The sequence below is a fragment of the Wenyingzhuangia gracilariae genome (assembly GCF_056387575.1).
In genome coordinates this window covers 1,561,988-1,582,673 of sequence record NZ_CM150748.1, presented here as the reverse complement: position 1 = coordinate 1,582,673, position 20,686 = coordinate 1,561,988, and the positions used below count along the sequence as shown (strand labels likewise).

The 20,686-nt window shown below is 32.1% G+C and carries 20 protein-coding genes; 3 read left to right on the top strand and 17 right to left on the bottom strand.

Features of this window, described 5'->3' with window-relative positions:
* Positions 1-83 precede the first annotated feature (83 nt).
* Both ACY2IJ_RS06885 and ACY2IJ_RS06880 read left to right on the top strand, forming a co-directional pair.
* Positions 84-1,649, top strand: a complete 1,566-nt coding sequence (locus ACY2IJ_RS06885) for a DUF547 domain-containing protein (RefSeq protein WP_476726413.1) — start codon at positions 84-86, stop codon at positions 1,647-1,649.
* Between the two features lie 28 nt (positions 1,650-1,677).
* Entirely contained in the window at positions 1,678-2,934 is a 1,257-nt protein-coding gene (locus ACY2IJ_RS06880; RefSeq protein WP_476726412.1) for a POTRA domain-containing protein, read from the top strand.
* A gap of 87 nt (positions 2,935-3,021) precedes the next feature.
* Here the strand turns inward: ACY2IJ_RS06880 and arsM are convergent, their stop codons facing one another.
* The 12 genes from arsM to ACY2IJ_RS06820 all read right to left on the bottom strand — a co-directional run bounded on the left by arsM (position 3,022) and on the right by ACY2IJ_RS06820 (position 15,967).
* Positions 3,022-3,990 (bottom strand): arsenosugar biosynthesis arsenite methyltransferase ArsM, encoded by a 969-nt coding sequence (arsM, locus tag ACY2IJ_RS06875; RefSeq protein ID WP_476726411.1) that lies wholly within the window; start codon positions 3,988-3,990, stop codon positions 3,022-3,024.
* A gap of 3 nt (positions 3,991-3,993) precedes the next feature.
* Positions 3,994-4,809, bottom strand: a complete 816-nt coding sequence (locus tag ACY2IJ_RS06870; protein WP_476726410.1) for a purine-nucleoside phosphorylase — start codon at positions 4,807-4,809, stop codon at positions 3,994-3,996.
* 1 nt (position 4,810) lies between these two features.
* Positions 4,811-5,419: a TIGR04282 family arsenosugar biosynthesis glycosyltransferase gene (locus ACY2IJ_RS06865; protein ID WP_476726409.1), complete on the bottom strand. Its 609-nt coding sequence runs from the start codon at positions 5,417-5,419 to the stop codon at positions 4,811-4,813.
* A 9-nt stretch (positions 5,420-5,428) separates the two neighbouring features.
* Positions 5,429-6,292 (bottom strand): metallophosphoesterase family protein, encoded by an 864-nt coding sequence (locus ACY2IJ_RS06860; RefSeq protein WP_476726408.1) that lies wholly within the window; start codon positions 6,290-6,292, stop codon positions 5,429-5,431.
* Entirely contained in the window at positions 6,274-7,611 is a 1,338-nt protein-coding gene (locus ACY2IJ_RS06855) for a sodium:solute symporter family transporter (protein ID WP_476726407.1), read from the bottom strand. The genes ACY2IJ_RS06860 and ACY2IJ_RS06855 overlap by 19 nt, the downstream gene beginning before the upstream one ends.
* Positions 7,612-7,618: 7 nt before the next feature.
* Positions 7,619-9,058 carry a SusD/RagB family nutrient-binding outer membrane lipoprotein gene (locus tag ACY2IJ_RS06850; RefSeq protein ID WP_476726406.1) on the bottom strand — a complete coding sequence of 480 codons (1,440 nt, stop codon included), beginning with the start codon at positions 9,056-9,058 and terminating at the stop codon, positions 7,619-7,621.
* Between the two features lie 9 nt (positions 9,059-9,067).
* Positions 9,068-12,274: a SusC/RagA family TonB-linked outer membrane protein gene (locus ACY2IJ_RS06845; RefSeq protein WP_476726405.1), complete on the bottom strand. Its 3,207-nt coding sequence runs from the start codon at positions 12,272-12,274 to the stop codon at positions 9,068-9,070.
* A 71-nt stretch (positions 12,275-12,345) separates the two neighbouring features.
* Entirely contained in the window at positions 12,346-13,026 is a 681-nt protein-coding gene (locus tag ACY2IJ_RS06840; protein ID WP_476726404.1) for a TIGR04282 family arsenosugar biosynthesis glycosyltransferase, read from the bottom strand.
* Between the two features lie 2 nt (positions 13,027-13,028).
* On the bottom strand, positions 13,029-14,084 hold the full coding sequence (arsS, locus tag ACY2IJ_RS06835; RefSeq protein ID WP_476726543.1) for an arsenosugar biosynthesis radical SAM (seleno)protein ArsS: 1,056 nt from the start codon (positions 14,082-14,084) through the stop codon (positions 13,029-13,031).
* Positions 14,085-14,164: 80 nt separating this feature from the next.
* A complete protein-coding gene (locus tag ACY2IJ_RS06830; RefSeq protein WP_476726403.1) occupies positions 14,165-14,500 on the bottom strand; it encodes an arsenosugar biosynthesis-associated peroxidase-like protein in 336 nt (111 codons plus the stop codon).
* Positions 14,501-14,515: 15 nt separating this feature from the next.
* Positions 14,516-15,223, bottom strand: a complete 708-nt coding sequence (locus ACY2IJ_RS06825) for a DUF547 domain-containing protein (protein ID WP_476726402.1) — start codon at positions 15,221-15,223, stop codon at positions 14,516-14,518.
* Positions 15,224-15,274: 51 nt separating this feature from the next.
* A complete protein-coding gene (locus ACY2IJ_RS06820) occupies positions 15,275-15,967 on the bottom strand; it encodes a queuosine precursor transporter (RefSeq protein ID WP_476726401.1) in 693 nt (230 codons plus the stop codon).
* A gap of 108 nt (positions 15,968-16,075) precedes the next feature.
* Here ACY2IJ_RS06820 and fabD point away from each other — a divergent pair, with 108 nt between their 5' ends.
* Positions 16,076-16,957, top strand: a complete 882-nt coding sequence (gene fabD, locus ACY2IJ_RS06815; protein WP_476726400.1) for an ACP S-malonyltransferase — start codon at positions 16,076-16,078, stop codon at positions 16,955-16,957.
* Positions 16,958-17,015: 58 nt separating this feature from the next.
* On the opposite strand, the gene ACY2IJ_RS06810 is transcribed toward fabD, so the two are convergent.
* From ACY2IJ_RS06810 to ACY2IJ_RS06790, 5 genes are all read right to left on the bottom strand, one after another.
* On the bottom strand, positions 17,016-17,519 hold the full coding sequence (locus tag ACY2IJ_RS06810) for a cupin domain-containing protein (RefSeq protein ID WP_476726399.1): 504 nt from the start codon (positions 17,517-17,519) through the stop codon (positions 17,016-17,018).
* Complete coding sequence (locus ACY2IJ_RS06805; protein WP_476726398.1) at positions 17,512-17,976, bottom strand: AraC family transcriptional regulator; 465 nt, start codon at positions 17,974-17,976, stop codon at positions 17,512-17,514. The genes ACY2IJ_RS06810 and ACY2IJ_RS06805 overlap by 8 nt, the downstream gene beginning before the upstream one ends.
* Positions 17,977-17,982: 6 nt before the next feature.
* Entirely contained in the window at positions 17,983-18,396 is a 414-nt protein-coding gene (locus ACY2IJ_RS06800) for an MFS transporter (RefSeq protein WP_476726397.1), read from the bottom strand.
* An 80-nt stretch (positions 18,397-18,476) separates the two neighbouring features.
* Positions 18,477-19,493, bottom strand: coding sequence for a UDP-glucose 4-epimerase GalE (gene galE / locus ACY2IJ_RS06795; RefSeq protein ID WP_476726396.1), 1,017 nt, complete (start codon positions 19,491-19,493; stop codon positions 18,477-18,479).
* Position 19,494: 1 nt separating this feature from the next.
* The gene (locus ACY2IJ_RS06790; RefSeq protein ID WP_476726395.1) at positions 19,495-20,631 is read right to left on the bottom strand and encodes a DegT/DnrJ/EryC1/StrS family aminotransferase; all 1,137 of its coding nucleotides are present in this window, start codon (positions 20,629-20,631) and stop codon (positions 19,495-19,497) included.
* Positions 20,632-20,686 lie beyond the last annotated feature (55 nt).

Sequence of the window (20,686 nt, the reverse complement as noted above, 5' to 3'; positions counted from 1 at the left end):
ATAATGTATTTAAATAAAGAGGTTTAGATGTAAGCTATTTAAAAATGCTACAACAAATTAAATGTTAATTAAACTTACAACTCATGAAACACAAGATTTTTATAATGCTATTATTAGCCACAACTGCATTTACAAATGCACAAAATAACACGTCTACTTTTTTTAAAAAAGCAGATGCTTTTTTTAAGACCTATATAAAAAAAGGTAAAGTAGCTTATCAAAAATTAGCAGATGATGATTCTGATTTAAAAGAAATTATAGAAATATCTAATCAAATTTATGTAGATGAGAACAACAAAAATCTATACAAAGCTTTTTGGATTAATGTATATAACTTAGGGGTGATAGAACAAATTGTAGAGAATTATCCTGTTAATTCTCCTATGGAAATTCCAGGTTTTTTTGATGGAAACAAAAGACACTTAGGAGGAAAAAAAATAACATTAAATGATATTGAAAACAAATTGTTAAGAGCCAATTTTAAGGAACCTAGATTCCACTTTGTATTGGTTTGCGGAGCAGTAAGTTGTCCTCCTATTGTAAACTATGCTTACACTCCAGAAGGTTTAGAGAGACAATTGGAAAAACAAACAAAACTAGCGTTAAATAATTCGGATTTTATTAGAAATACGAATGGAAAAACAGCAATTTCTGAAATTTTTTCTTGGTATAAAGAAGATTTTGGAACCTCGAAAACCAACATTGCTACGTTTATCAATAAATATAGAACTCAAAAAATAAATACCTCTTTTGACTATTATGCTTATAATTGGCAATTAAATAGTCAAAACTCTGCTGTAAAAACAAAAGAAAAGACATCAACAGCCTTGTCAAATATTCAAACATTTACTCCATCAAAATTATTAGCAAAAGGGCAGTTTGATGTAAAATGGTTTAATAGTGTTTACACACAAACCAGACAAACATTAGGAGAGTCTTCTGAAGCAATAGATATTCCAAGGCAAAGTTTTTTTACAAGTACCTTAGAGTTTTACTATGGGGTTAGTAAAAATGCAAGAATTAACGTTGGGTTTATTGCCCAAGCAAGAGCAAATACTTATGGAGATGCTAACACGCTAAGTGTTTTTAATTTTAAAGACAATGGAAACGGAGCAGGTACAGCACGTTCTGGTTTTACCACATTTGCACCTTCTATTAGAGTACAGCCTATTGCATCGGTTCCTAATTTTTCTTTTACGAGTTCACTTTATTTACCCATTTTTGAAAAAGATAAGGCAGGTTATTTAGATAAGAATAGTACATTTTGGGAAACAAAATTCTTTTTTGATAAAACATTTGGAGGAAATCAATGGCAAATATTTACAGAGGTAGATTTAGGCTTTAATTTTGGAGAAGAAGGAGGAAATGAGCAATTTGCAAACAATAGTTTAGGTTTGCCAATAAGTGCTTTTTTAAGTTATTTTCCAACAAATAAGTCTACTGTTTTTGTAAACGCACAACAATTTTTCTTAATTAGTTTTGGAAACGATTTTGAACAAAATTATACTTCTATTGGTTTGGGAGGGAAATATCAAGTTACAGATAAATTAAATCTAGAAGCATCTGTAGGAAAATTTGTAAGAGGGTATAATTTTCAAGGATTAGGTCAGACTTTTAGTTTAGGACTACGTTATTTATCTGCTAATTAATAGTAGTTTTAAGCATAAACGAAACTAAATGAAAACGAAACTAACTATTTTTTTCTTCGGTTTTATACTATTTCAACTAAATGCTCAAGTTGTAAAAAGCATTCGTTACCAAGGAAATAAAAAAACAAAAACAACGGTATTAAAAAAACTAACCAGTTTAAAAGTTGGAGAAACACTAGATTCTATAACTTTAAATAACGATGCCACTTTGTTAAGTAGATTGCCTGTTTGTAATGCCTCTAGCTATACAGTTACTACTAATAGTGATGGAAATTATGAGGTGACTTATAAAATAGAAGAAACCAATACGATTATTCCAACTATTAATTTTTGGACAGCCAATAATCAACAATTTTCATATCAGTTAGGAGTCAAAGAATTTAATTTTTTAGGAGAAAATAAACAAATAGGTACATTCTACAGAAATAACGGATTTCATTCTTTTTCGGTAAACTATACAGACCCGTTTTTGTTTAGTGCAACTACAGGACTTTCTTTAACCGTTCAAAGTCTAACTAGCTTAGAACCTTTATATTTTGATGGAGGTAGTGCAAATTATGAATATACCAATACCTCAATAGAAACTGTTTTAACTAAAAGATTAACTTCTTTTCATAGGATAGATGTAGGGTTCAATTTCTTTAAAGAAAAATATCGTTATTTTGATGGATTTCAATCTACAGAAATACCTACAAGCTTAGACGAGAATAAATTTTTATTAAAAGCAGGTTTTGATTACACTACACTAGTGTATAATTATCAATATGTTAATGGTTTTAGAAGTTTATTAAATACACAATATGTAATGCCTGTTGATACCAATCAAAAAAGCTTTTACATTTTATGGAATGATTTCTTTTACTACAAAAGAATTAAAGAAAGAGGGAATTTTGCGACTAGATTAAGATTGGGAATTGCTAGTAATGATGACAACCCTTTTGCACCTTTTGCGTTAGATAATAATATAAATATAAGAGGAGTAGGAAATATTATAGACAGGGGAACAGCAGTAGTTGTTCTAAATGCAGAGTACAGGCATACAGTTATAGATAGAGAATGGTTTGCTTTACAAACCAATGTATTTATAGATGCAGGGAATTGGAGATCGGCAGGCGGAGAAATTAAAGAGATTGTAGAAAGCAATGGAGCAAGAACTCATCCTGGAGTTGGACTTAGGTTTATTCATAAAAAAATATACAACGCTGTTATAAGAATAGATTACGGAAGAAGTGTAATTAACGGAAAACAAAAAGGATTGGTTTTTGGTGTGGGACAGTATTTTTAAAAATAAAGAACCTCAACAAATTGTTGAGGTTCTTTGTTTTATAACACTTTTTCAGTGTAAATGTAATAAGACTATAAGTAGTTAAGTTTAACAGCATCCACCACCATCATAATGATAGGTGGATTCAGAAAAATAAATATCATCTCTACCTAAGTCTTTTAAAGCTTGTGCGGTTTTATCGCAAATGGCTAAAGGTTGATTTTTTAATAAGGTATGTCCTTTTCCATCATCAAAAAAATCTTCATCACCATAATAAATAGCAGCTTTTCCTGTAAATATGCATGGGCCATCTTCTGGCATAGGGTCTTTAATAGCTGCTACTTCTATAGACTCTATGTAAATTAATTCATCCGTTGGATAATTTTTAGGGTCTAAAATTCGATAAGGTTTTCTAGCTCTAATTTCAATAGTTCCAAAACCAGCATCGGTTAACATTTTAACATAATCTGCGATTGGTAAACTACCACTTAAGCACAATGCACGTAAACGTTCATCGTTACGTAAGGTTTCGTTCATAGGTTGTTCACAAGTAGGATCACTCATAACCAAGCGACCATGAGGTTTTAGCACTCGGTACATTTCTGCAATAGCTTTCTTTAAATCAGCCTCTTTAAAAATATTGAACAAACAGTTTTGAGCAGCTACATCAATAGAGTTATCATCAACAGGTAAGTTTAGAGCATCTCCTTTTCTTAAGTCGACAAATTCTTTTTGAAACCAATCGTTTTTCTCTTCGGCTTCTATAAAATTTTTGGCAGAGGCTTCTAACATTTCATCAACAACATCTACGCCAATAACTCCATCTTTTTGACGAGAAAAATAAGCGAACTGCAACAATTCCATTCCGCCACCTACACCTACGTATAGTATTTTTGGATTTTTAGACAAATCACGAGCATGCACCGTAGAACCACAACCGTAGTTCATTTCTTGCATAATTTTAGGGATGGTTAATCCAGGTAATTCCCATATAGGGTTGGTGGTACAACACAAACCTACGTCTGGAGTAAGTGCAGCTTTTTTGTATACGTTTTTGGTAGTTTCTAAATAACTCATGTTTTATAATGTTTTTAACAGCTCTTTGATAAGAATTGTTAGTTGAGGTTCTGCTTTGGCAGCCATTTCAAAAATTTCTGGAATGTTGATAGGATTTAAATTTTCCGGATCACATTCATCTGTCAATACAGAAATAGCAATACAAGGTAACTCTAATTGATTGGCTACAATTACTTCGGGAACCGTGCTCATTCCTACAGCATCGGCACCAATAATTTTTAAATAGCGATATTCTGCACGAGTTTCTAATTGTGGACCTACTACCGATGCATAAACTCCTTTGTGAAGATTGATATTATTGTTTGCAGCTATTTGGGCTATTCTGTTGTTTAAAGTTTTGTTGTAAGGAGCAGACATGTCTACAAAAATGTTTCCAAAATCTTTAGCATTTTTAAAGGCTAGAGGAGAACCGCCTTGTAAATTGATATGATCTTCTATTAACATTAACTCTCCTTTGTTAAAACCTAAGTTTATAGCTCCAGCAGCATTGGTAATTAATAATTGCTCTATTCCTAAGGCTTGCATCACTCTAACTCCGTAAGTTATTTCGTTAAAATTATAACCTTCGTAAGCATGAAAACGACCACTCATAACCACAACTTGTTGGTTTTCTATAGTTCCAAAAATTAGTTTACCAGCATGAGATTCTAAAGTAGCACTTACAAAATGTGGAATGTCTTCGTAGTTAATGACTCTTTGTATATCAATTTCATCTACCAACTTAGCCAATCCTGTTCCCAAAACAATTCCTGTTTCTGGAGTTGTAATTCCTTGTTTGTGTATAAAGTTTACACTTTCTTGAATGTTTTCTAAAGTCATTTTATTTATAATTTTTAACGTGATGATATAAAAAAGAACCTTCTTCTATATCTTCTAATACATCAATATCATTTAACTCATCTAAAATTGCTACTTCTTCGTTTGACAAATCTAAAAAAGTGTCTCTAAGTACGGAATCTGTTCCCCATTCTTTGTTGGTAAATAAATCTGTTCTAGGTTCATTCAACCCTAATAAATAGTAGCCTCCATCTTCTGATGGTCCTAAAACATTTTGTTGTTGTACTTGATCAAAAGCTTCTTCTAAAATTTCTGTAGTTAAGGTATCTACATCGCTACCTATTGTTACAATTTCAAAATATCCTGTGGCAAATCCTTTTAAAACAGCAGACTGCATTTTTTCACCTAAATCTCCATCGGCCTGAATCATTTTCATAAAATTACCCTCATCCCACATGTCGGTAAATTCAATTTCATCTGTATAAAACACCCATTTATCAACCTCTAAATTTTTGGTAATATTGTGTGTGTGGACTAATAAATCTTTATAAACAGCCAAAGCAACTTCATCAGAAGTGTCTTTAGCCAAACGTGTTTTTACTTTTCCTAGTTCGGGTTTGCGTATAAATATAATTAAGAGTTGGTTGCTCATTTTTATTGATTATTTTTTTATTGAAAGTGGGTTTGTTTTGTTCTTTAAAATTAGAGAATCTAAAGTTATTTTTTGTCCTTGTAGCTTACTTTCTTTAGTTGGTAAAATATCCATATTGTCCCAAATACCAGTGCTTAATGTTTGGGTATAAGAATTGGGTAAGTTGTGTTGTAGCATAAGTTTTGCAGCTCTAGAAAAATCATAATCAAGTTGATGGTAGCTAATGGTGATTTCTTGTTCTTTTTGTTCTAAAATAGCATACCAAACTTTAGGTGTTCCATCATTAGCAGGCATTCCTATGACTCCAGGATTGATCCAGTATTTATTTTCTTGATAATCGTAAAAAGGTAATCCACAATGTCCTGCAATAATCACATCACTTTGTGTGGTGTTAAAACTTTGTTGTTTGTTATGCCAAGGAGTTGATTTAAACACAAATTCTGATGTATTGGCATGGGAACCATGAACCGTACTTATTTTTAGATGGTTCCATGTAAAATGCAAATGTTCTGGTAAGGTTTTTAAAAAATCTAAAGAATCTTTAGAAATGTTTTTTTGAGCATAAGGATACCAAATATTCGATAATATATCGCATTTAGAACCTTTAGAAAAATCGCAGCCACAATGCAAAGCTTCGTTAATTAATTGAATTTCTACATTTCCTAAAATACTTTTAGCTCCCCAATTTTTAAATGTCTGAATGGTTTCTTCTGGTGAGGCACAATACCCCACAATATCTCCTGTACAAATACAATTCTCAGCAGGAATGTTTAATTTTTCTGCTTGTTTTATTAAAGATTGTAATGCTTGTAAATTGCTATAGACTCCTCCAAAAATAAGTAGTTTGTCCGATGTTATTTTTTGTGTATCCATATAGGAATCCAATATAAAATTGTACATAAAATTATTCCCCAAAAATTGATCCAAAGTAAATTGGCATAAGGACCCTGGGTAAGTATTAAAAAGGTTGGAAATAGGTTAAAAAGAAGTAAAACTCCAAAAAGAAGTCCGTTAGAAAGACTTAGAAAAAAACTAAGTTTTGGAGCTTTTAAGTGCCAAAACATAAAAATAGGAGTCAGTCCTATTACCATGGTTCCAGATATGGTTGTAGCTGTTAAAACTTCGGCATTAAAAAAAATAGGAATGGTTCCTAAAATAGCTAATAAAATCATAACAAGTCTACCTAAAGAAACGCTTTTGCTCTTTTTTAAATCAATTACAATCAGTTTAGAAAAAGAAGAAAAGGTAGAATCTAAGGTAGATGATGCAGAGGTAATCATAATAAAATTAATGACTACTAAAAGTCCAACACCTAATGTTTTTCCTACCTGTACAGCTGCTTGTCCTTGCAAGCCCATATGTTTGGCATAAATACCTACAACACTAAAAAGGGCAATACAAATAAAACCAACAATTCCTGCAGCAATAAAACTTTTTAAAGTGATTTTTGGGTTGCTAATAAAACCTCTATCTGTTAACACAGGATCGTGAAATGGGTAACTAAAAGATTGCAATACGGCCGCAAAAAGTAAATTTAAGCCCATACTAAAACTCCAATTTCCAGAATTTAGAACTGTTTGTGTGGTAAATTCGGTTATGCTAAACAATTGCCATAAAATAATTCCTAACAATACAGAAAACAAACCCATTTGAATGATGTCTGTAAAAATGGAACTACTCAAGCCTCCTTTTAAAGAATAAGCAAGGGTAAGAATGGTAAATACAACAATGGCAATGTAGTAAGAATTGGAATTTACATCTCCAAAATAAGAACCTATTACCATGGTATTGCTCCAAACTTCGTTAAAAAGTCTAAAGGCAATTAAAATAGAAAATAGATTGATGGCTTTTTGTCCGTATTTGCTATAAATAAAATGATGGATACTAGTAAAACCTCCTTTGGTTCTTAAATAATAAATAACAACACCTGCCACAACAAAAGAAAGATAATAGGCAGCATAGGCCAAACCTCCTACAATTCCATAAGCCAATCCTAGGTTAGCAGCATTGGTAATACTTTTAGAAAAAATCCAAGAAATAACCAAGCTACCTGTAAGCACAAAAGTAGTTGGTGATTTTAGTTTGGAAGTAGCTTTGTAAAAAGCATTGCTGGTTTTTACAAACGGAGAAAACAGAAATAGCAACAAACTAGATCCTATGACTAAACTCCATTGTAGTGTAATTGTATTCATATTTTTATTATTCGTTCCACCAAACAGGCACGTTAATACTATTGTTATTTGTCTTAGAGGCTACTTTATTGTAGTTCTCTTGGTTCAATGTAATTTCATCTGTAGGGTAGGGCATTCTTGCAGGAATAATATTGTTATTTAAACTAGCAGAAATAGTTTGCAATTCAGGAAATCCTGTTCTTCTATATTCTGTCCATCCCTCATAACCATTTATAATATTGGCAATCCATTTTTGCGTACTAATTTGTTGTAGTGGAGTAGTGCCAGGGGCATTAAAACTGGCATTGTTGATTAAATAATTAGTAGGTAAGGAAGTGTTCCAATATTCAAAAGCTAGCGTTACACCTTGCTCATATAAATTTTTGGCATCTGCTGTAATCAAACCTTTTAGAGCAGCCTCTGCCAGTATAAAATAGGTTTCCCAGGCAGTGATGAAATTTGCCTTTAAGGTTGATGAATCTTCTCTAAAAAGAGAACTAGCCAAAGAATAGTTGGCTAAGTTTACTTGAGTTACAGAGGGGTTGATTCCGTTAATTAATCCCTTAAAATCTTCTGAGTTTGAATTTTCAAAAGGTCTGAACAACGTATTTAGCCTAGGATCGTTTAAAGATGTTAAAATATTCTCATAAGTTTCTGATAATACAAAATTGTTAAAGTCACCAATTCTTAAACGGGACAGTCTAAAATTATTAGGAGCATTGGCAGAAAAATTAAAAACAGCATTTTGATGATTTTCTTTGATAAAGAAATCTTCAGTAAAAAGAGCCTGCATTTTTTCTGAAACATCTATTTTATTAGAAATTCGTAGTAAATATTTTAACTGTAAAGAATTAGACATTCTTTTCCATCCGTCTAAATTACCATTAAACAAAAGATCTCCGTTTAAGGCAATACTTCCGGTATAAGCATCAATTGCCACATTAGCTTGTTCTAAATTGTCTAGAATACCTAAGGGTTCTGTGTAAATAGCTTGTTGGCTGTCATAAGCTGGAGTCACTTCTTTGTTAATGCCATCAAAAGCATCAAAATAAGGAACATCTCCAAATAAGTCTGTGAGACCAGCAGTCATGTATGCTTTTAAAATTAATGAAGGTCCTTTATATACTGTTTCCGAAATTTGTGTTTTAGACTGTTCTAAAAGAATTTGATTGTCTCTAAGATTGGTGTAAAAAATAGCCCAAGGATTACCGCCTAATTGAGGTGATTTTAAATCGTGTCTGTCAAATAAATTAAAATCCAAAGCAGTTCTGTATTGCCCTAATAAATCTCCGGCAACAAAACCTTCGTAGCTCATTTCTTCTGCAAAGTTATAAACCACTTGTCTTAACAACAAATCAGAAGTTACCCGATTTGGAGCATTTGGATTGGTATTAATTTCTTCAAAATTATGGGTGCAGCTTACGAATGATAAACCTAAAATGATGAATGTATATATGTAATTTTTCATGATGTTTTCTTAAAATTTTAATCCCAAATTAACTCCGTAACTTTTAGTGGTAGCATAGCTTAAATCTTCTACACCACTTACAAAACCATTTCCTTGTACGGCAATTTGTTCAGGATCAAAATGTGGATTTTCTGTAAAGGCAAATAAATTTTTACCAATAAGGGATACTTTAATATTAGCCCCATCTTTTAAGCCTAAACTTCCCTTTTTTAGAGGAAAACTATACCCAATAGAAACTTGTCTTAATTTTAAAAAGCTAGCATCGTAAATGTTGTTTTCTTCATGATTACGATCGTAATATTGTCTGTAATAACTTTCGGCACTAATAGCGGTAGTATTGGCTACATATATTGGGTTTTCAGCCGTTCCAGTATTTACCACTCCTTTGGCTACAATTCCTTCTGTAGGTCTATAGCTTGTTTCTGCCAATTGCCCTCCAACATTTCCTAATGCACGTGTTCTAGATACAATTTTTCCTCCTTGACTCCAATCAAACACAAAGTTTGCATTCCAGTTTTTGTAGCTAAAATTGTTGGTCCATCCTAAGGTAAAATCAGGATTGTAGTTTCCTAGTTTTTTTAATGTATTGTCTGCTATAAAATTTCCATCTCCACCAATAACAAAATCACCATTTTCATTTTTTAAATAACCCGTTCCATAAAAATCACCAATACGTCCACCTTTCTCTACCTGAAAGTATACGGTTTGGTTAGCACTATCGTAAATACGACTGTAAGCAAGTGTTAAAGAACTGTCTTGTTGAGGTAAATCTAATATTTTAGAATGAGTACTGTTAAAGTTAAAAAGTACATTCCAAGTAAAGTCTTTTGTTTTAAATGGGGTTGTGTTTAAAAGTATTTCAACACCTTGCGTTCTTACTTTTCCTCCATTAACTACTTGTTGATTGTATCCTGAGGATACAGGTATAGGCAAAGAAATAATTTGATCTTTGGTAGTGGAGTTGTAATAAGTAACATCAACATTAAAACGATTGTTAAAGAAGTTTACAACACCACCAATTTCGTAAGCCGTAGAAGATTCAGGTTTTAAATTCTCGTTAGGAATAAAATCTTGACTGCTAAATGTAGGATTTCCATTTACAGTAGTTTGTGAGTTAAATACGCTAGAGGTTTGGTAGGGATTGGTGTCGTTCCCTACTTGTGCAACACTAGCCCTAAGTTTGGCAAATGAAATATACTCTGGCAATTTAAATGCATTTGAAACAATAAAACTAGAAGATATAGAAGGGTAAAAGAAAGAAGTATTATCTGCTCCAAAAGGAGTTGCCAAAGCACTAGACCAATCATTACGTCCGGTAATGTCTATATAAACCAGATTTGAATATTTAAATTTTGCTATACCATAAAGCGAGTTTATTTTTTTTGTTGCTGTTTGCTGAAAAACATCAATAGTGCTTGCAGCATTGTTTAAATTAAAAATGCCAGGTTGTGCCAAACTAATGGTTTGTGCTTGGCTGGTGTTAGCTGTTTGTTTTAAAGTATTTCCTCCCAAAGAAACGTCTATTTTCCATTGGTTGTATTTGTTTTTATAGTTGATTAAAAAATCGGAATTGATTTCTTTGTAATACACATTGTGTTCTGCATAACCTCCGTTTTTAAAACGATTGTTGCTAAATGCACGTCTAAACTGACGGATTTCAGAAGAATAATCAATACCCGATCTTAGTTTTAAAGACCAGTGTTTGTTAAAGTTTTGTTGAATATTTATGTTTCCAAAAACACGATCTCTGTTAAATGAGTTTCTGTTTTCTTGTAAAATAAAATAAGGATTATCAAAAAAAGTATAATTGTAAGAAAACTGTTGTCTGTCTTCTAATCCTGGTTGCCAATAATTTTTTAAACTATTAATGTTTAAAGATCTGGGCCCCCAAGCAACCAAAGAATAATTTACGTTTTCACTTCCATATCCGTTAGAAGGTCTGTTGTCACTTTCTGATTGTGTATAACTTGCCGATGCATTTACCATGGTGTTTACACTAGGTTTAACGTTTATTTTAGCAAAAGCAGTTTTTCTTTTTAGGTTTACACCTGGTATAATAGATTCGCTATTTAAATCGGTAAGTGATAGTCTGTAATTTCCTTTATCAAAACCATTAGAAATAGCAATATTGTTTATAGTTGTAAAACCAGTTTTGTAAAAATCTTTTAAATTGTTTGGGTTAGATGTAAAGGGTGTAGGTGTAATAGGCAAGTTGCTATACAAAGAAGTATCTCCACCTCTTACAATAGTTCCATCAGGCAGAGTAACAGGACTATCAAATTGAGGAATTAAAATATTGGCATCTAATTTAGGTCCCCAAGAATAAGTAATATTATCGCTAATACCAGCACCTAAACCATCTTTAAATTCAAAAACTCCCGACTGTCCTTGTCCGTATTGATTTTGAAATTCAGGAAGTTTAAAAGCAGTATCAATAAAAGAGCTACTGTTAATCTCAATTCCCAATCCGTTGTTTTTTTCTCCATTTTTAGTGGTAATAACAATTACTCCATTCGCAGCCCTGGTACCATACAAAGCGGCAGCACTAGGTCCTTTTAAAACCGTAACAGAAGCAATATCATCTGCATTAACTTCCATAGCTCCGTTACCAAAATCTACTTCCTGAAAACCAGCAGCAGCCTCGTTGGTGGTGTTAAAAATAGTATTGTTGTTAATAGGGGTTCCATCAACAACAAACAAAGGATTGTTATTAGAAAAAGAAGATTCCCCTCTAATGGTTATTTTAGAAGAAGAGCCAACACCTGTAGCTCCTCTTGTTACTTGTACACCTGCAACTTTACCAGAAAGGTTGTCTAAAAAATTAACAGTTTTAACTTGTGCAATATCTTTAGGTTTTAAGGTTTGAACACTATAGCCCAATTCTTTTTTTTCTTGTTTTACTCCTAAAGCAGTAATCACAATTTCGTTTAATTCCGTTGTGTTTTCTGTAAGAAAAACAGTTAAAATGGTTTTGTTTTTTACAGAGATTGTTTCATCAATAAACCCAATAGAAGAAAACGTAAGTGTATTTTGATTTGTTGTAATGGTAAATACTCCATTCTCATTAGAAATGGCTTGATTTCCCTCGGTATCGTTAATAGTTACAAAAGCAATGGTACTTTTATCTTTCTTGTTAAAAATAGTTCCTGTAATTGTTTTTTGGGCAAATAAAGACAACGACAAAATGAACAAAACACTAGTAAATAGTAGTTTCATGTATAGTTTGTTAAAATTATAAAATAAGAATGCTAGCTAACTATAAAAAGGATTGTAGTTAGTTTTGTAGATTATAAAGAAAGAAAAACAGGAGACCCTTTGTTATAAAAAGAAGTATTTATAAAAGAAGTAAAATGTAAATTTTTATAAAAGACTTTGTCTTTTTTTATAAAAATTAAAAGTTTAAAAAGCTCTTTAAGAGCTAGGGAGATATGATTGTGTTGTAAAAAAAGAGACGTTAAATCGGTAAGGGTGTCTATATCTTTTAAAGGAGATAAAAGAACTAATTTATGATTAGATTTATTGTTTAAAAGGAGTAACGTATTTTTAACTAAGGATGAGGTTTGCCAAGGTAATTTTTGATATTCTTCTGACTGAAATTCTTTTTTAGAAAATGTCATTAAATAAAATCCACCATCTTTAGATGGACCAAAGGTTAGCTTGTTTTTAGCGGTGTTTTTAATAGATTTTTTTAAAATACCTGTAGTAATTTCGGGAGTATCGTTCCCAACAGTAATTACATAATCGTACCCTTTTTTAAAAATTTTAGATAATGCATTGGTTAGTTTTGCACCAAAATCATTACCTACCTGATCTTGTTCATTACTAATAAAATAAGGCATGTTGGTTTGCCTCACTTTCTTAAGAATGTCTAGGTTTAGTTGCTCAAACAGCAATTCTGCATTGGGAATCTGTTTAGATTCTGCAGTGGCTGATTGCGCAAAAATTAAAAAAGCAGTTTTGTGATTCATCTTTATGCTACACTTCCTTGACAGCTACTCCCAGCACCGGCTGTACAACCGTAACAATGTTGAGAAACTATAATTTGTCTATTACTCAATGCTTCTGCATCAAACTCTGATAAATGTTTTCCTTTGGTGGCTACTTTTAAATCTAATTGTTGATTAAAATCGCAATCGTATAAATTTCCATTCCAATCTACAGAAATGGTGTTTTTACACATTAAATTTTCTACGGCCGATGGATTGTAAGCATCTACCAATTCGTCCATATAATCTTCATAATTTTCAGAAGCCACTAAAAACTCTAAAAATCTACTTACAGGTAAATTGGTAATGGCAAATAAGTTGTTAAATGTAATGCCAAAATCTTCTTGTAAAGCGGTTTTAAATTCCTGCTCTAGCTCTGCCTGATTTCCGGGTAAAAAAGCACCAGAAGGATTAAAAACCAAATCTAATTGCAAGCCACTTCCTTCTACACCGTAGCCTACTTTATTTAATTCTTTTAATGCTTTTATAGAATCATCAAAAACACCATTTCCGCGTTGTTTGTCTGTTTTACCACGTTTGTAAAAAGGCAAAGATGACACTACATGAATGTTGTGTTTTTTAAAAAAGTCAGGTAAATCGTAGTATTTTTTATTGGCTCTTAAAATGGTAAGATTAGAACGTACAATAAAATCTTGTACTCCAATTTTACTAGCTTCTTCTACAAACCATCTAAAGTTCGGATTCATTTCTGGAGCACCTCCTGTTAAATCTAAAGTAGTAGCACCAGATTCTTTTAACTTGTCTAAACACAATTGCATGGTTTCGGTAGTCATAATTTCTTTTCTGTCCGGACCAGCATCTACATGGCAATGTGCACAAACCTGATTACACATATACCCAACGTTTACCTGAAAAATTTCAAGTTTTGTAGGCTTTAATGGGTATTGATTGCTTTCTGAAACTTTTTGTTTAAAAGTGGGCAATTCTCCGTTAGCAAAAGCTCCACTATTGAACAAGGCCAATTGGTTTTTAGGATCTGCTAAACTATCTTTTCTTTTTGCGAGTGATTTCATTATTATTAGTATTAAGTAGTAAGTACTAAGTATTGAGTTTTACAAGAGCTACTTTTAGCTCTGTACTCATTACTTTGTACTCTGTACTAAAACGATAGTTTGTCGTATTTTTTCATCATTTGCACACCGTGTACCAACGTTGCTCCAGATTTTATAGCAGCAGCCACATGCACGGCTTCCATCATTTCTTCTCTTTCTAATCCACGTTTTAAACCGTCAGACGTATAAGCATCAATACAATATGCACATTGTACGGTATGCGAAACAGCTAAGGCAATCAGGGATTTTTCACGTGCAGTTAATGCTCCTTCTTCGAATACCTTTCCATAATATTCAAAAAACTTCTCTCCTAATTCTTGATCCCATTCGCTAATTTTTCCAAAATCTTTTAAATCTTTTGGATCGTAATATGTCTTTTGCATGTGCTGTGTTTTAGATTATTTTTTATTTAAATTCCAATTGTATTCTTTGTAAGTAATGGTTGCGTTTGTAGAAACGTTAACCGTACTGTATTGGTTTATAAATGTAATTAAATCTCCTTGTTGGCTAAAGTCATCTTTAAACCAATTAAAAATTTGAGATAATTCTAATTTTGATTTTGTAATTGTATTTCTATCTCCTTGATTGATAAAGTTTTTGATGCCTTTGGTTAATAAATTATCAATGTTTTTTTCTGTAAAAGCTGTATTTGGAAGTGGCGGACAAGAAATAGAAGCACAATTTACACCTACATGAATGCGAGGATCTTTGTATTGCTTTCTTAATATTTCGTGCTCTATATGGTTTAAAGTATAAGTTTTACCTCCAACTTTGGCAAATGGAATTTCCCAAGCGTTTTTATCTCCTTTTTTAATGTTTAAAATTGATTTTACAGGATAATTGTCTAAAATTATTTTAACAGTGTATGCATTATATGCATTGATCCAAAAAGCTTTGGTTTTGTTTGCTGACCAAGAACTACTTGGACTTGTATTGTTTAAAAATGTTAGATAGGTTTTTAATTGAGTTTTGTCTTTTGCAAAAGAATTATAGTTTACCCAACCATTATCATCAACGTGTTTTTGTAATAAATTGTTCCAAACAGAAGTTTGAGAAAAAGAATGCAGGCTTATTAAAAGTGCTCCAATAAAAAATAAATGTTTCATAAAGTAGAGATCAATAGTCTTTACCTCTTAGTTGGGAATTGAATAGAAACATTACAATTGTAACGATTTTATTTCATCGTTTATAGTTAAATGAAATTTCTTTTTTAGATAAAACACAATGGCATAAAGTATTGGAGTGTCTAGAATTGCAATAATAGCCTTGAATAAAAAACCGCTAATAACCAAAGAACCAAAAGATGTCCAAGGCAAAACGTTAAAAAAACATAAAAGGCCAACAACTAAAGAAGTATCTATAAACTGAGAAGTAAAGGTGGAAAAATTATTGCGTAACCATAAATGTTTTCCTTTGGTATAAGTTTTCCAAAAATGATAAATACGAATGTCTACAAATTGTGCAGTTAAGTAAGCTAGCATAGATGCCAATACTCCCAAAGGAGACAATCCAAATACTTTGGAAAAAGTAACATCATCCACAGGAGAATTTGCAAGTGTAGGAACGTAATTAGCCAAGAGAACAATTCCCATCGAAAAAACAGAGGCAAATATTCCAACAATCACGACTTGATTGGCCTTTTTCTTTCCATAAATTTCAGAAATGGTATCAGTTATTAAAAAGGTTATAGGGTAGGGTAAAATTCCTACAGAAATTTCAAATCGATACCAGCCAAAGGGTTCCCAATAAAAGAATTTTTGAAAAATTAAATTAGAAACCACTAGCGATGTAATAAAAAGGGTGGCTAATATAAAATAAATTGCAGAGGCTTGTTTTTCTAGAGTCATCATTATTAGCAGTAATTCTATATTCGAAAATAGAACTCTTTTGATGAATAAACACAGTTTTAGTCCTTTTTTGCTATTTTTGCCCCACAAAATTTAGAAAAACTAATTTTTATGAAAGCATATGTATTTCCTGGACAAGGAGCACAGTTTACAGGAATGGGGAAAGATTTGTATGACAACTCTCCATTAGCTAAAGAATTATTTGAGAAAGCAAATGAAATTTTAGGATTTGAAATTACTAAAATTATGTTTGAAGGTTCTGCTGAAGATTTAAAGCAAACCAACGTAACTCAACCAGCTGTGTTTTTACACTCTGTAATTTTAGCAAAAGTTTTAGGAGATGATTTTAAAGCTGATATGGTAGCGGGTCATTCTTTAGGAGAATTGTCTGCTTTGGTAGCTAACGGAACATTATCTTTTGAAGATGGATTAAAATTAGTAGCTAAACGTGCAGATGCTATGCAAAAAGCGTGTGAGTTACAAGCAGGAACTATGGCAGCTGTTTTAGGATTAGAAGATGCTGTAGTAGAAGAAATTTGTGCCACTATTGATGGAGATGTAGTAGCTGCAAACTACAATTGTCCTGGACAATTGGTAATTTCTGGAGAATTAGAAGCCGTAAAAGCAGCTTGTGAATTGGCAACTGAAAAAGGAGCACGTAGAGCTTTGTTGTTGCCTGTAGGAGGAGCATTTCATTCGCCATTAATGGCACCAGCAAAAGAAGAATTGGCAGCAGCAATTAAAGCAACTCAGTTTAACGAACCTTCTTGCCCAGTATATCAAAATGTGGTAGCAAAAGCAGTAACCAATGCTGATGAAATTAAAGAGAATTTAATAGCTCAATTAACTGGAGCTGTAAAATGGACACAATGTGCACAAGCTATGATTGCTGATGGAGCAACAGAAGTAATAGAAGTTGGACCAGGTAAAGTATTACAAGGTTTATTTGCAAAAATAGATAGGTCTGTAGCTAGAAGTAGTGCAGAGATCTAAAAAATCAGAATTTAAGATAACAAAAAATCCCTTACAATTTGTAAGGGATTTTTTGTTTTTAAGCTTTTGTAAGCTTGGTAATAATATGTATATGTTGCGGAAAATTTGTTAGTAAATCTTTTCTGTTAGCCAAGGTAAAATCTTTAAAATCAAAACCAGGAGAAACAGTACAACCTACCAAAGTATAACTGTTGCTGTTTTCTACAGTAGCACCAAACCAATAATTTGTAGGAACTACATGTTGAAATTTTTGATTGTGTAACACATCGTTTCCTAATACCACAGATGTGTACTCTCCTTTTGGAGAAATTTGATGAATTCTGATAGGAGCTCCTTCGTGGAAATGCCAAACTTCATCTTGGTTGATTTTATGAAAGGCAGAAAAATCTTCGGAGGTTAATAAAAAATAAATACTGGTACTGTAACATCTATTTCCTTTAAATTCAATAGGTAAATTATGGTTTACAATAATTCCATCACTTCTATAAGTTTCTTTAAAATATCCTCCTTCTGGATGAGGAGCTAGGTTTAGTTTTTTAATTAGTAAATCGGCTTTATTCATGTTTTATGGGGATGTGTAAATTAACTAAGCATTTTTGTTCAGGATGTTGCCTATAATCATTGTGATATATTTCATAAGGATTCATGGTAGATGGTTTGTATCCGTTCAGGTTCATCCACTGATAAAGTGAACTCCATGCTTTTTGAAATTTATTTAAAGTAATGCTAAAAGTACCAACAATTGCTTTGTGTTCTACTAATGTGGTTTTAGTAGTTACATTATTGTTTTCTATGTTTGTAAAGGTTAGCAAACCTATATCCATTCTAATTTTTTGGGGAGCTGTGTTGGTAAAGCTATCATAAAAAATTCTACAAATTTTAGCTTCAGAATTTTGTAAAAGGTCTCTTTCTGTTATCCATTTAATTAATTTGTCAAAAGTGTTTTCTGTTTTTTCTACTCCTACGTGTGTTATTGAATAAATATTTTTTGAAGGAATGTTTTGAATTGTTACGTCCATTTTAGCTTACTCAATATGTTTTAAATCATTTTTTATTTTGCTTTCGGTTGGTCTTAGTAAAAGCAAATAAAGAATTAAGACAATTCCAAAAAGAACAAAGTCGCGTTGCAAAATAAGAATTAGAAAACAAACTCCTTCTAGTATGGCAAATCTAACAATGGAAGCTGTTTGGTAAGGAGCCATTTTGTCTTCTAAAGATAGGTTTGGGTCTATTTTTTGAATTTGCATGCGAAATAAAATAGAAGTTACAATAACAGCCACTAAAGGAATAAGAGCATATATAATAGAATCTTTGGTTATTTTAGGGATTTGGGTTAGTTGGTCTAAAGATGTAAAATCTCCTATTACATAATAACCCACACAAATACCTAAAACAATGGCTATATGAATGGTTTTAATCGTTTTTAATTTCTGTACCATTTTCTTTTTTTATTTAAATATAGCAAAAAACCCTTTCTAATTCATAGAAAGGGTTTTTATAAACAAGGCATTGTTAATGATTACTTGTTTTGTTTTAATTGCCATTCCCAAGCAGATTTTAAAGCAGTTTCTAAGCTTAGCTCAGTTTTCCAATTTAATTCTTTGTTGGCAATAGTTGTATCTGCGTAAGCAGCAGTAATGTCTCCAGCTCTACGATCTACAATTTTGTAGTTTAATTTTAGGTTATTAGCTGTTTCAAAAGCGTTAATTACTTCTAAAACAGAACTTCCTGTTCCGGTTCCTACATTAAAATATTCAAATTTTTCTTTGTTGTTTCCATCAATCAAACGCTGTAAAGCAGCAATGTGAGCTTTGGCTAAATCTACCACGTGAATGTAGTCTCTAACAGCAGTTCCATCAGGAGTATCGTAATCGTCACCAAAAACAGACAATTCGGCTCTCATTCCAGCAGCAGTTTGCGTAATAAAAGGAATTAAGTTTTGAGGAACTCCAATTGGCAATTCACCAATTTTTGTTGTAGGGTGTGCACCAATAGGGTTAAAGTAACGTAATGCAATAGCTTTAAAATCGTGAGCTTTGGTTGCATCTTCAATAATTTCTTCACCAATTTGTTTAGTGTTTCCGTATACAGATTCTGCTTTTTTAACAGGAGCTTTTTCGGTAATTGGCAATTCATCAGCCTGACCATATACAGTACAAGAAGAAGAAAAGATAAAGTTGTCTAACTTTCTGTCTCTCATTTCTTGCAATAAGTACACTAAAGAACCTAAGTTGTTTTCGTAATAATCTAAAGGCTTGTGCATACTTTCTCCAACTGCTTTAAAAGCAGCAAAGTGAATAATACCATCAATTTGGTATTTGTCAAAAAAAGCTTTTACATCTGCTTTAATTCTTAAATCAATTTGTTCAAAAGCTGGTTTTGTTCCAGTAATTTCTGTAATCTGATCTAAAACTTTGATGGTTGTGTTTGATAAATCATCAATCACTACTACATCAAATCCTGCATTTTGTAATTCTACTACGGTATGAGATCCAATGAATCCTAAACCTCCAGTAACTAGTATTTGCTTAGCCATGTTAATATGTGTTATTTAAATATTTAAGTATCGTATTTGTAATAAATTCTAATTGCTCTGTTTCTAGAGCTGTATGCATGGGTAAAGATATTACTTGTTCAATCAATCTATTGGTGTTGGTAAAGTTATCTTCTATAACGTTTTCATTGTAATAAGCCTTTTGTTTATGCAATGCTACGGGGTAATAAATAGCATTGGGAATGTTTAAGCTTTTTAAATGCTGGTGCAAGCCATCTCTTTTCCCCTGTCCAATTTTTAAGGTGTATTGATGAAATACATGTGATGAAAATGAAGAGGTAACAGGTGTGGTAATTACATCACAATTTTTAAAAGCATTGTTGTAATAAGCAGCTGCTTTTTGTCTGGCTTTGTTGTACGTGTCTAAAAGAGGTAGTTTGGTATCTAAAATAGCTGCTTGTATGCTGTCTAATCTGGAGTTAACACCTACCACATCGTAATAATATTTTTGATACATTCCGTGGTTGGTAATTCCTTTTAATTGATGAGCTAATTCATCATTATTGGTAAAAATAGCACCACCATCACCATAACATCCTAGGTTTTTAGATGGAAAAAAAGAAGTAGTTCCTATGGTTCCCATAGTTCCCGCTTTTTTTGTGGTTCCATCACTAAAAGTGTATTCAGCACCTAATGCTTGTGCGGTGTCTTCTATTACATATAAATTGTGTTCTTTGGCAATGTTTAAAATAGCTTCCATATTAGCACATTGACCAAATAAATGTACAGGAATAATGGCTTTTGTTTTTGGAGTAATTGCTTTTTTTAAGGCACCAATACTTAGGTTAAAAGTATCGGCTTCTACATCAATTAAAACAGAAGTTAAGCCTAGTAATTGAATTACTTCTACAGTGGCTGCAAAAGTAAAATCTACCGTAATTACTTCATCACCTGGTGTTAAATTTAATGCCATTAGGGCAATTTGCAACGCATCGGTTCCGTTAGCACATGGAATTACATGATTTACATTTAAATAGGTTGCTAAATTGTTTTTAAAAGAAGTTACTTGTGGGCCATTAATAAAACTAGAAGTATTTAAAACGTTTTGAATAGAAGTATCAATTTGTTCTTTAATATCTAGGTATTGACTGTTTAAGTCAACCATTTGTAGTTTCTTCATTTATGAAAAGGTTGATTCACAAATTAACAAAAATTAAGCGATTTTTCCTAAGTGA

Bases quoted from the DNA above. Each gene is read 5' to 3' on its own strand.
- ACY2IJ_RS06885 (WP_476726413.1), top strand. From the start codon at position 84: ATGAAACACAAGATTTTTATAATGCTATTATTAGCCACAACTGCATTT.
- ACY2IJ_RS06880 (WP_476726412.1), top strand. From the start codon at position 1,678: ATGAAAACGAAACTAACTATTTTTTTCTTCGGTTTTATACTATTTCAA.
- arsM (WP_476726411.1), bottom strand. From the start codon at position 3,990: ATGAGTTATTTAGAAACTACCAAAAACGTATACAAAAAAGCTGCACTT.
- ACY2IJ_RS06870 (WP_476726410.1), bottom strand. From the start codon at position 4,809: ATGACTTTAGAAAACATTCAAGAAAGTGTAAACTTTATACACAAACAA.
- ACY2IJ_RS06865 (WP_476726409.1), bottom strand. From the start codon at position 5,419: ATGAGCAACCAACTCTTAATTATATTTATACGCAAACCCGAACTAGGA.
- ACY2IJ_RS06860 (WP_476726408.1), bottom strand. From the start codon at position 6,292: ATGGATACACAAAAAATAACATCGGACAAACTACTTATTTTTGGAGGA.
- ACY2IJ_RS06855 (WP_476726407.1), bottom strand. From the start codon at position 7,611: ATGAATACAATTACACTACAATGGAGTTTAGTCATAGGATCTAGTTTG.
- ACY2IJ_RS06850 (WP_476726406.1), bottom strand. From the start codon at position 9,058: ATGAAAAATTACATATATACATTCATCATTTTAGGTTTATCATTCGTA.
- ACY2IJ_RS06845 (WP_476726405.1), bottom strand. From the start codon at position 12,274: ATGAAACTACTATTTACTAGTGTTTTGTTCATTTTGTCGTTGTCTTTA.
- ACY2IJ_RS06840 (WP_476726404.1), bottom strand. From the start codon at position 13,026: ATGAATCACAAAACTGCTTTTTTAATTTTTGCGCAATCAGCCACTGCA.
- ACY2IJ_RS06830 (WP_476726403.1), bottom strand. From the start codon at position 14,500: ATGCAAAAGACATATTACGATCCAAAAGATTTAAAAGATTTTGGAAAA.
- ACY2IJ_RS06825 (WP_476726402.1), bottom strand. From the start codon at position 15,223: ATGAAACATTTATTTTTTATTGGAGCACTTTTAATAAGCCTGCATTCT.
- ACY2IJ_RS06820 (WP_476726401.1), bottom strand. From the start codon at position 15,967: ATGATGACTCTAGAAAAACAAGCCTCTGCAATTTATTTTATATTAGCC.
- fabD (WP_476726400.1), top strand. From the start codon at position 16,076: ATGAAAGCATATGTATTTCCTGGACAAGGAGCACAGTTTACAGGAATG.
- ACY2IJ_RS06810 (WP_476726399.1), bottom strand. From the start codon at position 17,519: ATGAATAAAGCCGATTTACTAATTAAAAAACTAAACCTAGCTCCTCAT.
- ACY2IJ_RS06805 (WP_476726398.1), bottom strand. From the start codon at position 17,976: ATGGACGTAACAATTCAAAACATTCCTTCAAAAAATATTTATTCAATA.
- ACY2IJ_RS06800 (WP_476726397.1), bottom strand. From the start codon at position 18,396: ATGGTACAGAAATTAAAAACGATTAAAACCATTCATATAGCCATTGTT.
- galE (WP_476726396.1), bottom strand. From the start codon at position 19,493: ATGGCTAAGCAAATACTAGTTACTGGAGGTTTAGGATTCATTGGATCT.
- ACY2IJ_RS06790 (WP_476726395.1), bottom strand. From the start codon at position 20,631: ATGAAGAAACTACAAATGGTTGACTTAAACAGTCAATACCTAGATATT.